Here is a 16,229-nt window from a genome sequence, read left to right as displayed (position 1 = left end):
CAATATGAAAAGTTTAACAAGTAACCTTTCTGTGAACGGCAGGTTTGAGAAATGGCAACAATGGACCAAACTTGTGGCCGTCACATTTTCTGCCCAGGCAATTATCCAGTTATTGGGTTTATTAACCGGGATTTTAATTGTTAGGTTGTTGCCCACAACGGAATATGCCTTTTATACACTGGCAAATACCATGCTGGGCACAATGACTGTATTGGCAGATGGTGGCATCTCATCAGGCGTGATGGCGCAGGGAGGCAAAGTTTGGCAAAACCGGGAAAAATTAGGCGTTGTAATTGCCAGCGGGCTCAAACTGCGTAAAATATTCGGAATATTTAGTTTACTGATTTCTTTGCCTGTACTTTTTTATCTGCTTGTACATAACGGCGCTACGTTGTTATCATCATGCTTTATTGTACTGGCAATTATCCCGTCGTTCTTTGCAGCATTGAGCGATACATTGCTCGAAACGGCATCTAAACTGCACCAGGGGATAAATAAGCTGCAAAAAAATCAATTGTCTGCGGGCTTAGGGCGCTTTGTACTGATGATAGGCTCGTTATTGGTATTTCCGTTTACAGCCGTGGCAATATTGGGGAACGGCATCCCGCGTATGTGGGCAAACGTTCAGTTACGGAAAATTTCAGCCGAGTATGCAGATCCCGGGCAGAAATCAGATCCTGTTATTGAAAAGGAAATACTGGCAATCGTAAAACGCTCATTGCCCGGCGCCATTTATTTCTGTGTATCGGGGCAGATCACTATCTGGCTTATCTCAATTTTCGGCAACACACAATCTATAGCCCATGTTGGTGCATTAAGTCGTTTAACTACCGTTTTAACCCTTTTTACTACCTTGTTCGGCACTCTTGTTGTACCGCGCTTTGCCCGTTTACCCGAGCAAAAAAAGTTACTCATACAACGCTTTATTCAAATTGAAGCCGCACTTTTTGTAATCAGCTTTATTGTTATCGTTATCGTAATGCTATTTCCTGCGCAGGTGCTGTGGGTATTGGGTAAGGGCTACACAAATCTTAATAAGGAGATGTTATTAATTACCATTTCAAGTTGTTTGGCTATGCTTGCTGGCATTACCTATTCGGTTTTGGTTTCGCGTGGCTGGATCATTAAGCCGGTAATTAACTTAACCATCAATATATTATTCCAGGTATTACTGGTTGTTACTATGGATCTTTCAAAAACAACCAATGTATTGATGTTTTCCATCGTCGACTTTTTACTTGCCTTTATCATCTTAATTACATACTTCATTTACAGGGTTTCAAAACTACCCAAACCAACAGTTTTATGAAACAACGATTCCCGGCTATGTTGAGGCATAAGCTTAGCAATATTAGTTTATCACTCCGGAAAAAATACTATAGGGTTTTAGGGATGCAGATTAATAATGGAGTGGTTTTAGGTAAGATCAAATGTAAATGGCCCGGCAAAATCAGTGTAGGAGCAGAAAGTGTAATTGAAGATGACGTGGTTTTTAAAACGCCCCAGCCATTTGCCGATACCAACTTTGTAAATATTGGTCAGCGTGTTTTTATTGGCCATGGCTGTGATTTCAATATCACATTAGGATTAACAATAGGCAATGATTGCCTCATAGCTGCCAATACAACATTTGTTGATGCGGGTCGAGAGATGCACCGCAGTTTGCCAATCAATCAGCAACCGGTTATACACAAGCCAATAATTTTAAAGAACGATGTATGGATTGGGACGCATAGTGTTATTCTTCAGGGGGTAACTATAGGCGAGGGCAGTATTATAGGTGCCGGTTCTTTGGTCAATAAATCAATTCCCGACTACCAGGTATGGGCCGGTACACCCGCCCGCTTTATAAAAAACAGATAAAATACTATGCAAACAGTTATTTGTACGCTTTTTGAAGGACATTATCATCTTGGCGTTGCCGCATTTGTTAATTCACTTCATAAACATGGTTTTAAGGGAGATATTTATGCCGGTTATTTAGGCGAATTACCTCCCTGGGCCACTGCAACAGATTTATCTCTTTTTGAGGATCATCAATTAGCCACTTACAATGTTAATGACGATATAAAAATTCACTTTGTCAGGTTAAAAACCAGTTACCATTTAGCCAATTATAAACCCGATTTTTTGAAATGGCTTTTTGAGGGCCCTGCCAATGATGCTGAGAATATCTTCTACTTTGATCCGGATATAATTTTGGATTATGACTGGAGTTTTTACGAAGAGTGGGTATCATTTGGAGTAACGGTTTGTGAGGATGTAAATTCACCGTTACCTCCAAACCATCCCCGCAAAATGGCCTGGAAAAAATATTTTGGGCAGTTCGATATCAACCTTAACCTTGATAGAGAGATATATGTAAACTCTGGCTTCATAGGGGTTAACAAAAAGGACATAGGCTTGGTTGATACCTGGATTATGATCCAGGAGAAAGTTGGTCCGCTGATAGGCGGATTAAGCCGGGCGCCATTCCCGGGCGAAGCTAACCTGGCCAAAGAACATGCCGGTGACTATGCTCCATTCAGCAAAACAGATCAGGATGCTTTAAATATCGCCATTGGTGCCTGGGATGGCGTTGTAAGTTTTGTTGGCAAAGAGGGAATGGGCTTGCAAGGTGGCGCTACACTAATGCTTCATGCTTTGGGAAGCCCTAAGCCCTGGCGTATTAAATTCCTGAAACAGTCCTTTTTAGGGGTTAGCCCGAGAAGTGTAGATAAAAAATTCTGGAAGTGTGTTAGTCATCCCATCAATCTTTTTAATAACAACTACATACAGCGCAAAAGCCTGGTTGTAAATATGGGGGCATTTATAGGTCGATTTTACACCCGCAACTAAGCAGCTAATTAACTTGCAGATAATAGTATGAAGATTTTGCTTGTTTGCGGATCTCTGGAACCTGGGCGTGATGGTGTAGGGGATTATTCCCGAAAACTGAAACTGGAGTTTGTGAAGCAGGGGCACCAGGTATTTCTTTTAGCACTGAATGACCGCTATGCCAATACATTAATCGAAAATGCAGCACATAAAGAGATTTCAGAGATCCGTCTCCCTGCATCAATGGAAGCCCGCGAACGCTTTATAAAGCTGCATGAAATAACAGAGACTTTTGCGCCTGATTGGCTAAGCTTGCAATTTGTTGGTTACTCGTTTCAAAAGCGTGCCGTTGTATTTGATTTGGCTAAACAGCTTAAGCGTTTAAAGATCAATGCCAGTGTGCATATCATGTTTCACGAAATCTGGCAGGGCGAATCAAGTGATAGCACACTGAAAGATAAGATCATTGGTTTTTTTCAAAAACGATCGGCAATAGCTGTAATAAAAGCATTAAAACCAAAGTGCATTTCAACAACAAATGGATACTATCAAAAGAGCCTTTTAAAGGCAGGCATCAACGCCAATAAAATACCTGTATTCAGTAATATGCCACTTGGCGACTGTACCCGGAAACGAATTTACGGACAGTTACCGGCTGATTTTAGAAATAACAGCACCGATTATGTTTTAGCTTCTTTTTTTGGAGGTTTCCATCCGCATGGTCTGCTTGAGGAACGGATTAGGCAACTATCGGTAAATGTGCATGATCAGCTTAACAAAAAACTTATAGTTACGCATGCGGGTAAAAGCCCGGCTATAAAAGAGCAATTTGCCGAGCTACATGAAGCAACGGGTGTCCCGATGTATGTATTAGGAGAATGGCCTGAAAACGACATAGCAGATTACCTGGGAGCCTGTGATGTAAGTCTCTCTAATCACCCCAAAGTTTTATTTGAAAAAAGCGGCAGCATAGCAGCAGCTTTATACAATCAATGTCCGGTTATCATTTTGCGCGATGGATTTGCAAACGATGATCAAAAAAGGGATGAGGTTGAAGAACTAAAATATATAAACGACATAAAAAAGTTTATAAACCAGGATACCGGCTTCGCTGAAAGATATAGCCCGCAGAATGCAGCCGAACAGTATAGCGCCATGTTTAAATCGAGTGTAAAATCATGACCGTCGGAATAATAACTACCAATTACAACACCATGGAGATGACGTCCAGGTGCATCGACCACTGTTTACGTTATGCAGATGACCAAATTGACCAGTTTACAGTTGTTGACGATTGCTCAACCGAATTGTTCGAAAACAAGTTTAACAATGTACAATTGCTTCGTAACCCGCAAAATTTAGGTTTGGTTAAAAGCTTAAACAGGGGACTAAGTGCAACGGATACCGACCTGGTGATCCTGTTCGACTCCGATGCCTGGCCACTCGAAGAATATATCCTTAAAACTAAGGCATTTTTTGAATCCAATCCAACTATCGGCATTGCTGCTTACAGCACCGAAAATGCTGAGGGAAAGCAGGCTGTAGCCTACGAGCCGGAGCCCGATGCCATGAGCGTAATACTTGGTCAAAAGTTACATGGATACTATCAAAAATATTTTAACAAAAGCCCTAAGCAAATAACGGTGTATACCTGTGCTATGGTAATCAGGAAAGAGGTATTACAGCAGGTTGGCGGTTTTGATGAAAACTATGACTGGCTGGAACTTGATCATGATATCTGCATGAGCGCCATCCGCAAAGGCTGGGGTATTGGTTTAATACCGGTAAGGGCATTTCACAAAGGTAGCGGTACTCCACAAAAAGTAGGCAGGCGGGTTATCCGCTTCTACCAAAACAGGATCAAGCTGCTTAAAAAGTTTGGCAAATATCCGGTAAGGCCTCTTTTAAATTCATTAATTGTTGGGCGCCTGGCGATGGAATATTTAGCTATAAATACCCTTGGGCGCATCAAAATGAGTAATGAGGTCAGGGCTGATAAATCTTATTCAAGATCCAGCCTCATTGGTATGTTTTTTACCGGGAAAATCTAATTGCGTAAAATAATGGTTTACTCAAATACTCCTAAGAAAATAGCAGGCGGGACAAGCATTTTTATGGATAGCCTGCGTATTGTGGCTGCTTTGGTTGTTTTTTTAGGCCATGGCTATGCTCAATGGTTCACCTCGGTAGGGTATGATTACAATGGCGTTGATTGGGGGCATATGGCTGTTGTGATATTTTTTGCGCTATCGGGCTATGTTATAGCATACTCAACCACTGCAAATAACCGGGGCCTCTTGCAATATGCACAGGCAAGGCTAAGCAGGTTATATTCAGTTCTGATACCTACATTGATTATCACCGCCCTGATTGAGCTTGTTGTTAAGTTTTCTGATCCCGCGTTATTAGCGCATTATACCAGGGGAATTTCATGGCCAAGATATATTATATCAGGCCTGTTTTTGAATGAGGTTTGGTTTTTTTCGGCCTCGCCTCCCATAAATGGGCCTTTATGGTCGTTATCATATGAGTTTTGGTACTATGTGATATTTGGCTTATTCTTTTTCAAAGCAAAAGGCTGGAAGGGCTTACTGTTACCGTTGGCAGCCTGCCTGATAGCCGGACCTAAGATTTTATTAATGATGCCAATCTGGCTTTTAGGCAATTGCGCATACAGATTTAAAAGTCCGATAAAAAGCTATGGGTTATCATGGTTGTTAATCGCAGCGATGGTGGGCATTGCGGTAACCTTGTTTTGTATATTACCAGGGTATCCGCTTCATTTAGGCAAGGCTCCGTTATTTTTTGCAGGGCAATTTATTACAGATTTTATAATCGGTGTTTTTATAGCACTTGCATTATGGTTGTTGCCTCAATACCAAACTAAAGATGTAAAGAAACCGAACACGGTTGTAAACTTCATCAGGAAATTCGCAGACCTTACATTTCCATTATATGTGCTTCACGATCCAATGCTGGTGCTGGTGCGGTCAATATGGAAAACAAGGCTGTTTGATGGTACGCAGTTTACAATCGCCATGCTGATTGTATTCGCCGCCGCTATGCTAATTGGATATGTTATGGAAGAAAACCGGAAACACTGGACAAGTTTCTTCAGGAAAGTATTGCACAAGGGAAAAACTTTATCACTGGCTAAAGCCAATGCGTAATATGGCTAAATCTCTGAAAGTATTATTGCTTACACACAAGTTTTATCCCGATTTGGGTGGAACTGAAGCCAATGCCGAGTTTTTGGCAAAAGCATTTCATAACTATGGAGTAGAGGTACATCTGCTTACCTGGACGCAGCAATCAGGTAGCAAAGTATTTCCTTATAAAGTTGTTCGTAACCCCGGTTTAAAACAATTACTGATCGAACATAAATGGGCAGATGTGGTTTTTGAAAACAGCCCGGTGTTAAGGATGTCATGGCCTGCTCTTTTATTTAGAAAGCCACTGGTTGTTTCATTAAATACATGGTTAAGTAACGAAGATGGCTCTAAGCCCTTCCCTGCAAAAATGAAATATTTGTGGTTAAAGAAAGCTTCAAGTGTGATAGCCGTGAGTGATGCTATTCGCCAAAAATGCTGGCCGGCCGCAGTTGTGATCGAAAACGCATATAACGATGACATTTTTATAAAAACTGTAGCCAATAGCAGTAAGTCTAAAAACTTTGTTTTTTTAGGGCGGCTGGTGTCAGATAAAGGGGCTGATTTAGCAATAGAAGCCATAGCGCAGTTATATAAAGAATACAGGGAAGCCAATTCCGATACCTCCCAGATTTCGTTAACAGTAATCGGCGAGGGGAAGGACTTTGAAAAATTAAAACAGTATGTGATAGATGCCGGTATAAAACAGATTGTGAAGTTTGAAGGCAGTTTAACCGGCGATAAGCTTGTTGACTGTTTAAATCAACACCAATACATGCTCATACCTTCAAGGTGGGAGGAACCATTTGGCATAGTTGCATTGGAAGGCCTTGCATGTGGTTGTATCCCAATTGTATCTGACGGCGGTGGTTTGCCCGATGCCGTTGGTAAAGCAGGGCTGGTATTTGAAAGAGGCGATTTACAGGACCTGGTAGATGCAATTAAAAGGCTATTAAGCGACAAACTTTTGCAGGAGAGATTAAGGGCCGAAGCAGATGCTCATCTGAAAGCACATAGCAGTAAAGTGGTTGCTAAACAATATATCGATATCATTAAATCCGCAGGCAAAAACAAAATTTATGAAAGTAATTTATACATCGCCTAACCGGAGCCATCACTATCGTTATGCGCTTGCTCTTCATGAGGCGGGGATTCTTTACAAGTTTGTAAGTGGTTTTTCGCGCTGGAGTCCCCGTGCTGCGTTTACTGAAATAGGAGATAAATTAGTACGCAGCGATAAAATTCAAAGCATTTATCTGGCAAGCTTAAAATTTAAAGCACCTAAATCTATCAGTTCACAATTGGCTTACTTAGCTAAAATTGAACAGGATAATGCCTGCATAAAATATCTTGATGAAGCAGATATTTTCATGTACTACAATGGCAGCGGCCTCAATGCCAGCAAACAGGCCAAAAGCAAAGGGAAAATAGTTATTGCGGAAGCGGTAAACAGCCATGTACAGTATCAGGAAAATTTGATGAAGGAAGAATACGAATCATTAAACCTGCAATGGCAACCTTTTCACGATAAGGAAAAAGCAAGACGGATTGAAGAATACCACATTGCAGATTATATACTGATGCCGTCAAACTTTGTAAAAAGAAGTTTTATTGAAGCTGGTTTTCCTGAACATAAGTTAATCAGGGTTCCTTATGGCTTTAATCAGCTAACAACAACTACTGAACTTGCAGATAACCAAGATCAGGACACCTTTACAATTCTGTATGTTGGAAGCATATCGGTACGTAAAGGCCTAAGATATCTGATTGAAGCCTTCAGGCTATTAAATCATCCCAATAAAAAGTTAGTGATTGTAGGCCCGGAAAGCAATCCCAATGGTTTGGCCGATATAATTATTCCGGATGGAGTTGTATTTACCGGAATCTTAAAAGGTCAGGAACTGGAAGCGGCCTATAAAAGAGCGAATGTTTTCTGCCTGCCTTCCATAGAAGAAGGATTAGCGTTGGTTTTGGGCGAAGCCCTGTCATTCGGCGTGCCTATTATCGCTACAGAAAATACTGGCGCCGATGATATCATAGCTGACGGCGAAGAAGGGTTTATAGTCCCGATCAGGAACAGTAAAAGTATTGCAGACAAACTGCAGTTATTGGCTGATGACAGGCAGCTTTATGAAAATATGAAGGCAAATGCGGTTAAAAAAGCCACCGGTTTAAAAGGCTGGGATGAAACCGGCCGGTTATTGATAGCATCGCTCAACGATGTATTTGCGGCTAAAAATAATTAACCAATTTTACATGGATCAGCAGGAGAAATTACGGGTTTATATTAAAAAGCTGCTTTACGTACTGGTCTTTGTTTTGATTTTTGAGGGCCTGATGCGTAAAATACTTCCTTCTGCTTTGGGGCTTTTGGTGTTCTTTTTAAAGGATATTTTATGCATCATGGGCATATTCAGTATCAGCAAGGCAAAACTCAATGGCCTGGCGTTAATGCTTTTCAAAAATTGGAAAACTGTGATGCTGGTATTTATTCCGCCGGTAGTTTTCACTGTTTTTCACGATCCCATTTTAAGCATTTTCGGTCTAAAGCAGTACTTATTGTACATGATTGTTGGTGTAATGATGCCATTTGCATTCCCGCCGGATAAAATGGATGAATTTAAAAAGTTTGTCACGTCCATTTGTTTAGCATTAATACCAACAACTGCTGTTGCTGTACTACAAAACAGCTTGCCGGCCAGCCATTGGTTAAACCTGAGTGTTGACGGTAGCTCTTTAGAAGGCTTTTCGGCGGCAGGACGTCTGAGGGTAAGCTCTACGTTTTCGTTTACCGGGCAATATTCGTGGTTTTTAAATATGGCATGTTCATTTTTAGCCATGAGCTTTTTTTGGCCTAAAAAAGAGGTTAAAGAGAAAGCCAAAAGCTGGCAGATTATATATTTGGCTGCCACAGGCGTATCACTGTTGATAGGCACATTTATAACCGGCGGGCGTTCGGCAGTGTTGGGCTGCGGGGTTTGTTTGGTACTTGGTTTTGCCTTTGCTGCAGTTAAGTCTCCAGGACAAATAGTTTCAAAAGGGTTGATTGGTATTGCAGTATTTACTGTATTGCTTGGAGGGATCCGGGCCGCCAAACCTGAGTTTTTTGCAGCATATGATGAACGCTCAAGCGACAACGATTCGGGTACCCAATCGGAAGAGATGAAGGGTAGGGTGCAGGGGAATTTTTTAAACTGGACTAACTGGGTTTTTGAACAGGATATTGTTGCCATTATATTTGGCAATGGTCTCGGAGTAATGAGCAATGGATCAGAAAAGATCAGCCAATACTCATATGATTTAAAATTAGAGTCAACCGGTACCGAAAGTGACTTTGATACCACTATTTATGAGGGTGGAATTTATCTTGCAGTGGTATGGTATGCTTTTAGGTTATGGATGATTATATTTTGCTTAGGCATATGGCAGAAATCACGAAGGAAGGATTGGAGCGTATTGCTTTCGTTTTTACTGAGTTATGTTATCCTCAACGCGTCAATAGGTGCAGTAGGGAAAAACCCGCCTGTAAATATTTGGCTGTGGCTGGCAATAGGCAGCGTTTTAATCATTAAAAATTATAACGATCAGCAGGATAAGCTGCTGAAAGAATCTGCAACCCGCTCGGTTGTTGCAGCATAGATATTACCAACAAAATCTTATGTCAAACAATAATTTTAGGGTGGCCATCATTGTATCCCATCCAATCCAGCATTTTTGTCCGCAGTATATCAGTTTTACAAAAATGAAAGGTGTTGAGGTAAAACTCTTTTTTGCCTCAATGCTGGGCTATAAAAAATACGTAGATAAAAATTTTGGACAAGAAATATCCTGGAATAACTTAAGGCTGGAAGAATTTGAGCATAAATTTTTGAATGGCGAACAGGTATTACCTTCAGGAAAAGAACTTGATGCCCCTTCAGTTACTGACGAATTGGATTCATATAATCCTGATGCAATTATCACTTACGGGCATTTTCAAAAGGTACAGCGCAGGGCACACCAATGGGCCAAAGCCAACAATGTTCCTATCGTTTACATCACTGATTCTGAAAATCGTCAGCGCCGTAAATGGTATAAATTGCTGGCTAAGTTCTTTTTACTAAGGCAGTATTATAACAAGGTAAATTACTTTTTTACAGTAGGAGATGCCAACGAAGCATATTTTAAGCTTTACGGAGTTCCCGAAAAGAAATTTATCAGGATGCATTATCCTATTGATGTCGATGTATATGCCAATGCCTATCAAAACAAGGTAGCATTAAGGAACAAGATCCGTGAACAATATGGTATACCGGAAAACGACTTCGCTATAGCCGTTGTAGGTAAACTGGTAACCTGGAAAAACCAGGAACATCTGATAGACCTGCTGATAGATCTGGAAGACAAGGGACATAAAGCCCATGCATTCATACTGGGTTCCGGCAAAACACTGGATAGTTTAAAACAAAAAGCCGAACAGCTGAAAGTAAATAAAGTACACTTTACAGGTTTTGTTGATCCGTTAGATTTGCCTGCTTATTATGCCGCAATTGATGCCTACGTACATCCGGCAAGCATCGAGCCCCACTCGTTAGCTATCAGTGAGGCCATTTACATGGGTTGCCCTGTAATTTTGAGCAACACATGCGGTAGTTACGGTGATACAGATGATGTTCAGATAAACAAAAACGGTTTTGTTTATGACTTTGGAAACATCGGGCAGCTCTCTGATAAGGTTGTAAAATTAATTGATGATCAGCAACTGCGTAAGCAATTCAGCGATCACTCCCGCAAAATCTCCTTGAAATTTCAGCAGCGTGCTCACGGCGAATCAATGCGGGATCTGATCAATAAAGTCAATAAAACCAAACGCAATTCGGTATCACTTTAACTATCACAATGCGCATTGTTTTTTTTACGCATCCTCCTTTTTTAGGCTCACAAAGTATGCCCCGTTTTGCTTCAATGTTGGCTAAGGGTATGCAGCAGCGGGGACATCAGGTTGAAGTTTGGACACCCGAAGCTTATTTTTATAAAATATCGGTACCAAACAGCTTAAAAAAGTGGCTGGGCTATCTCGATCAGTACATCATGTTCCCGGGCCAGGTTCGTAAACGCATAAAATCATATCCAAGCCAAACGTTATTTGTATTTACTGATCATGCCCTGGGCCCATGGGTACCATTAGTAACTAACCGCCCGCATGTAATTCATTGTCACGACTTTTTGGCGCAGCAATCGGCCTTTGGCAAAATAAAAGAAAACCAAACCGGGTTTACCGGCCGCATGTATCAGAAGTTTATACGGAAAGGCTATTTAAAAGGTAAAAATTTCATATCGGTTTCGAGTAAAACCAAACAAGATCTTCAGGAGCTGTTAACAAAAAAGCCTCAACTATCAGACGTGATTTACAACGGGCTAAACCGCGATTTCAAACCGCTCGAGATTAATAAAGCCCGGCAGATTTTTGGTAAAGCCATTGATGTTGACCTCTCAGAGGGATACATTTTGCATATAGGCGGTAATCAATGGTATAAAAACAGGATAGGGGTAATCGAAATTTATGAATCCTGGCGAAAGCTTAGCAGCAGCAAATTGCCCTTGTTACTAATAGGTAAAGAACCAACAACTGCACTAAAAGAAAAACAAGAACAATCTGCTTTTGCTGGCGAGATCTATTTCCTGACAGAGGTTAGCGACGAGCAAACACTATTAGCCTATGCTGGGGCCACGCTATTATTGTTCCCGTCGCTTGCTGAAGGATTTGGATGGCCAATTGCCGAAGCAATGGCTTCCGGATGCCCGGTAGTTACCACCAACCAGGCTCCTATGACCGAAGTTGCCGGTAACGCAGGCTTCCTGATTAAAAGGCGCGATGATCAAAATGGCAATATAGGTTTATGGGCAGATGAATCTGCATTGGTTGTTGACCGGGTTATCAATTTATCTTCGGCAGAACGCGAAATGGTAATTGATAGCGGGATCAAAAACGCGAAACGGTTCCAAACAGAAACGATGCTTAACAGTGTAGAGGAGATCTATAAATACCTGACAAAAAGCTTTGATCCCCGGCTTGAAAAATAACCGCCTTGCTGTAATTCTACTATCAATTTACTATAAAATGACTACTAAAGCTTCTAAGAGCGAATCTGCTACTATAGTTTACCTCAGGGGGTTAGCGGCATTTGGTGTTGTATTGTACCATGTGAGGGAGGATTTGTGGGTTGGCTGGAACGCATTACGCGGATCATCATCAGCATCTTCGTTTGACAAAGCCGTTGCATGGCTTTCTATTCCGACGCCTTTTTTAGGATCTGGCGTTATCCTGTTTTTTCTTTTGAGCGGCTTTTGCATCTCATTGCCATATGTAGGCAATAACGCCCGCAAGTTAAATTTGGAAGAATATGCTATCCGGAGGTTCTTAAGGATCTATCCGCCATATTTAATAGCAATCATATTCACCCTAATAATTGAGTTTATCTTATTAAAAGTGTATGCGCTACCGGTAGCTCCCTATACCTCATACCTGGCCAATGTTTTTATGGTTCAAAACTATACAACAGGTGCGTTAACATCTAATGGTGCTTTATGGACTTTACCTGTTGAACTTGAACTTTATATCGCATTCCCGCTTGTGTTTTATCTGCTCAAAAATTGGGGCGATAAGGCGTTGATGATTATAACGGGTATAGTATCATTAACAACACTCAGTCTTTTTATAAGCGGCCAGTTTTGGCTGGGATCTGATTTTGCTATGTATTGGGTTGTTTGGTGTGCCGGCGTTTTGCTTGCAAGGGAATATGCCAACGGAACGTTGAGCAAACCTTCAGCCTGGCTTTTGGTGACGGCAGTAATAACAATTGGATTAGCCGTTGTGCTCCAGGTACGAGGCACGCCTTCACCTTACCTTGAATTGCTTTTCGGTTTTTTTTACCTGATGTTGCTGTGGTTAGGTATCAGCACCGAATACCGCTGGAACAAATATATTCCCCGTAGCATAGTTAAAGTGATGAACGTTTTGGGTACCTGCTCGTTTTCGCTTTATCTGATCCATAAGCCTGTTTTCAGATTAATTGGTATTATCTGGGTCAGCTATTTTGGCAGTAAGCCGATTAACTTTTTAATTCCTGTTGGTTTCTCGATACTCATGGTTTGTATGGCATGGGGCTTTTATTTACTTATTGAAGCACCAACACATGCTTTGGCAAAAAAACTGTCCCGAACCAAAAAGCAACAGGCGGTTGTGATTCCGTTAAATAAGTAATAGGTATCAGGTTGAATCATCTTTTCAAACTGTTAATCAATAATCATCAGATTTGTTTTTCCATTTCATGCAAACAGACCTTTCAAAATTTACTATCGGCGATTATCAAAACGGCAGCAAATTAAAAGTGACAGTTTGGTATTTTATCAACTACTTTATTTTTAACAGCGCCTTTCCCTGGCCATACAAGTTCAAGGTAGCTTTACTCCGTTTGTTTGGTTCAAAAGTGGGTAATGGTGTTGTTATCAAAACAAAAGTTAAAATAAAAAACCCGTGGAGGCTCACTATTGGCGACAATACCTGGATAGGCGAATCTGTCTGGATCGATAATCTTGAAGATGTGAGCATTGGTAAAAATGTTTGCATTTCGCAGGATGCCATGCTGCTTACCGGTAACCACGATTATACCAAAACAGATTTTCCATACCGTTTGGGTAAAATCATACTCGATGACGGAACCTGGATTGGTGCAAAAAGCGTGGTGTGCCCAGGGGTTGTGTGCCGTAGCCATTCCATTTTAACGGTTAACTCTGTTGCCACCAAAGATTTGGAGCAGTGGAGCATCTACTCAGGAAACCCAGCCTCATTTGTAAGGCCCCGAAAAGCGTTAACCGACTAAAGCGCCAATGTTCAGAAACAAAAATGAGCGAAAAGATCAACTTAGTTTGCCTGCCGTTTGCAGGTGGGAACAGGTATTCGTACAGACCATTATTTAACGAAACCTCAGCCATATTTAATGTAGTAACACTTGAATATCCCGGCAGGGGAACAAGAATTTTTGAAGAGCTTACAGCTGATATTAATAAGCTGGTTAATGATTTGTTTGACCAACTGAAGCCCGTTTTAAGCAAAGGTGATTATGCACTTTATGGGCATAGCCTTGGAGGGCTGCTGACTTATCTGCTTGTGCTCAAGATTCGCGAAAATAATTATAAGTTACCCCGGCATGTTTTTATAACAGGTGCTTCAGGGCCTTCAGCGCCATCGCGCCAAACAAAAAAGTTTCATTTATATCCGCATAAAGAGTTTATAGAAGAGGTGATCGTATTGGGTGGTATGCCCCATGAGATTTTGCAGGACAGCGCCATGATGGAGTTTCTTGAACCAATTCTCCGCAATGATTTTAAGGTGAGTGAAACATATGTTCATCAGGTTGCTGAGCCGTTAAACATTCCTTTTACTGTCATCACAGGGATTGATGAAGATCTTACAGCCGAAGACGTGTTGCTTTGGCAGAATGAAAGCATCCCGGCTGTTGATTTTAAACAGTTGGATGGCAATCACTTTTTTATAATGCAGCATAGGGACTTTATTATCAATGCCATTGCCGAAAAGCTGACAAACAATTAAAAAACATTTTAGTCATGAACGAGGAACAATTATATCTGAAACCCAATGTGGTGATGGAACCATTGGTAGATAAATGGTATGCCTGGAGCCACTTGATTTCGCCGGCAACTGCCGCCATGAATATAGTTGGAAGGCATTTGGCTATCATCGAATCGTATTTGATGGCGCCGGCTATTCATGCCAATGCTGTGCTCAATCCTAAAATGAAAGGCGGTCCCTTTATGGATTTTGGTGGCGGAAGAATTGATGAGGTAACTGAGTTGCAGGAGCAATCACTTGAAAAGCAAAAAAATGTTATTGAGTTTGCTAAAGCTATAAAAACGTTAGATAGATTATTGGATGCCGAAGCAACAGGATATGGTTTAGAGGATTTGTACACTAAAGTCCCCGAAATTTTAAAGGGGTACGTGGAGTTGTATTACGATCGGAATAACAACCCCGGTTTCAGGTTTTTTGAATCGCTTTTATACCAGAGCGAGTTTTACAATAAAAGTTCGCAAAGCCTGGCCATGTGGATCACCAATAACGATGAACGTCCGTTTTGTCTTAGCACGCCCCGCCTTAACGAGCCGGATGTGTTAAGTCTTGACGTTCCTTTTGACCATGCCTGTATTGATGCGTTGGCCAAAATGAAACGCACACCTAACAGCTTTGCCACCATTAAAGAGCTCTGCGGAATTGCACCGGAGCAGGAACCGCTGTTTAAAACTTTCTTTACAGAAACGCCTCCGCCGCCCTATGAAAAATATACCGGCGATAAGATCAGGATGCGCTATTTCGGTCATGCCTGTATCCTGGTTGAAACTAAAGATATCAGCATCCTTGTTGATCCGCTGATCAGTTACTACGGTTATAGTTCTGATGTTCAGCATTTTTCGGATGTTGATTTGCCTGATACAATTGATTATGTACTGATCACGCACAATCACCAGGATCACATCCTGTTTGAAACTTTGCTGCCTTTAAGGCACAAGATCAAAAACCTGATCGTCCCGCGTACCTCAAGCGGCAAACTGGAAGACCCCGATCTGAAATTAATGTTCAATAGTATAGGTTTTAATAATGTAATGGACATCAGTGAGATGCAAACCATTCATTTTAATGATGCCATTATCACTGGTTTACCTTTTATAGGCGAGCATAGCGATATGAATATCCTCACAAAAGCCTGCTATTTGGTAAAAATAGGCGACTTCAAATTGCTGTTCCTGGCCGATTCAAGAATTGTTGAGCCGCGTTTGTATGAATTGGTGCACAAACATATAGGTAATGTTGATGTCCTTTTTATCGGGATGGAATGCGATGGTGCTCCGTTAACCTGGTTGTACGGCCCCCTGCTTACCAAAAAGCTGGCAAGGGACATGGATGGCAGCAGGCGCCTTGCCGGTTCTGATTGCGATAAGGGAATGGCTCTCATCGATATTTTTGAACCTAAAGAAGCCTACGTATATGCCATGGGGCAGGAACCATGGGTTGAGTTTATCAGCAGCATCAAATATACCGACGAATCTAACCCCATTGTACAATCTGATAAGCTGGTAAAGCTATGTTCAGAACGCAGAATAATTGCCGAACGTCTTTATGGCGAAAAGGAATTATTATACAATAAACAGGTAGATAGCCTTGTCGAGCAATAATCCCACAGCCGTTTAAGCATTCATCAAACAGTA

The 16,229-nt window shown here is 41.3% G+C and carries 15 protein-coding genes; all 15 read left to right on the top strand.

Translation table 11 applies throughout. From position 1 onward, the window contains the following. Positions 1–4 precede the first annotated feature (4 nt). The 15 genes from AC59JO_RS25665 to AC59JO_RS25595 all read left to right on the top strand — a co-directional run bounded on the left by AC59JO_RS25665 (position 5) and on the right by AC59JO_RS25595 (position 16,196). Positions 5–1,309: an MATE family efflux transporter gene (locus tag AC59JO_RS25665; protein WP_413668463.1), complete on the top strand. Its 1,305-nt coding sequence runs from the start codon at positions 5–7 to the stop codon at positions 1,307–1,309. Then, positions 1,306–1,863: an acyltransferase gene (locus AC59JO_RS25660; RefSeq protein WP_091210389.1), complete on the top strand. Its 558-nt coding sequence runs from the start codon at positions 1,306–1,308 to the stop codon at positions 1,861–1,863. Before AC59JO_RS25665 ends, AC59JO_RS25660 begins: the two co-directional genes overlap by 4 nt. A gap of 6 nt (positions 1,864–1,869) precedes the next feature. Next, positions 1,870–2,838 carry a hypothetical protein gene (locus tag AC59JO_RS25655; protein ID WP_413668461.1) on the top strand — a complete coding sequence of 323 codons (969 nt, stop codon included), beginning with the start codon at positions 1,870–1,872 and terminating at the stop codon, positions 2,836–2,838. A 27-nt stretch (positions 2,839–2,865) separates the two neighbouring features. After that, entirely contained in the window at positions 2,866–3,999 is a 1,134-nt protein-coding gene (locus AC59JO_RS25650) for a glycosyltransferase family protein (RefSeq protein WP_413668460.1), read from the top strand. Then, positions 3,996–4,868 carry a glycosyltransferase family 2 protein gene (locus tag AC59JO_RS25645; RefSeq protein ID WP_413668459.1) on the top strand — a complete coding sequence of 291 codons (873 nt, stop codon included), beginning with the start codon at positions 3,996–3,998 and terminating at the stop codon, positions 4,866–4,868. The genes AC59JO_RS25650 and AC59JO_RS25645 overlap by 4 nt, the downstream gene beginning before the upstream one ends. A gap of 12 nt (positions 4,869–4,880) precedes the next feature. Then, the gene (locus AC59JO_RS25640; protein ID WP_497309073.1) at positions 4,881–5,987 is read left to right on the top strand and encodes an acyltransferase family protein; all 1,107 of its coding nucleotides are present in this window, start codon (positions 4,881–4,883) and stop codon (positions 5,985–5,987) included. Position 5,988: 1 nt separating this feature from the next. Then, positions 5,989–7,071: a glycosyltransferase family 4 protein gene (locus AC59JO_RS25635; RefSeq protein ID WP_497309071.1), complete on the top strand. Its 1,083-nt coding sequence runs from the start codon at positions 5,989–5,991 to the stop codon at positions 7,069–7,071. Next, complete coding sequence (locus AC59JO_RS25630) at positions 7,046–8,212, top strand: glycosyltransferase family 4 protein (RefSeq protein WP_497309069.1); 1,167 nt, start codon at positions 7,046–7,048, stop codon at positions 8,210–8,212. Before AC59JO_RS25635 ends, AC59JO_RS25630 begins: the two co-directional genes overlap by 26 nt. Positions 8,213–8,222: 10 nt before the next feature. Further along, the gene (locus AC59JO_RS25625; RefSeq protein WP_497309067.1) at positions 8,223–9,605 is read left to right on the top strand and encodes a hypothetical protein; all 1,383 of its coding nucleotides are present in this window, start codon (positions 8,223–8,225) and stop codon (positions 9,603–9,605) included. 19 nt (positions 9,606–9,624) lie between these two features. Further along, positions 9,625–10,836, top strand: a complete 1,212-nt coding sequence (locus AC59JO_RS25620; protein ID WP_413668454.1) for a glycosyltransferase family 4 protein — start codon at positions 9,625–9,627, stop codon at positions 10,834–10,836. A gap of 8 nt (positions 10,837–10,844) precedes the next feature. Beyond that, complete coding sequence (locus AC59JO_RS25615; RefSeq protein ID WP_497309065.1) at positions 10,845–12,029, top strand: glycosyltransferase; 1,185 nt, start codon at positions 10,845–10,847, stop codon at positions 12,027–12,029. 37 nt (positions 12,030–12,066) lie between these two features. Next, positions 12,067–13,209 carry an acyltransferase family protein gene (locus AC59JO_RS25610; protein ID WP_497309063.1) on the top strand — a complete coding sequence of 381 codons (1,143 nt, stop codon included), beginning with the start codon at positions 12,067–12,069 and terminating at the stop codon, positions 13,207–13,209. A 67-nt stretch (positions 13,210–13,276) separates the two neighbouring features. Next, the gene (locus AC59JO_RS25605) at positions 13,277–13,828 is read left to right on the top strand and encodes a WcaF family extracellular polysaccharide biosynthesis acetyltransferase (RefSeq protein WP_497309061.1); all 552 of its coding nucleotides are present in this window, start codon (positions 13,277–13,279) and stop codon (positions 13,826–13,828) included. 23 nt (positions 13,829–13,851) lie between these two features. Further along, the gene (locus AC59JO_RS25600; protein WP_497309059.1) at positions 13,852–14,559 is read left to right on the top strand and encodes a thioesterase II family protein; all 708 of its coding nucleotides are present in this window, start codon (positions 13,852–13,854) and stop codon (positions 14,557–14,559) included. 14 nt (positions 14,560–14,573) lie between these two features. Next, positions 14,574–16,196, top strand: coding sequence for an MBL fold metallo-hydrolase (locus AC59JO_RS25595; RefSeq protein WP_497309057.1), 1,623 nt, complete (start codon positions 14,574–14,576; stop codon positions 16,194–16,196). Positions 16,197–16,229: the final 33 nt, after the last annotated feature.

Source organism: Mucilaginibacter sp. A5337 (assembly GCF_059690695.1).
The sequence above is the reverse complement of the archived record's forward strand: the minus strand, read 5'-3'. Positions and strand labels throughout refer to the sequence as shown.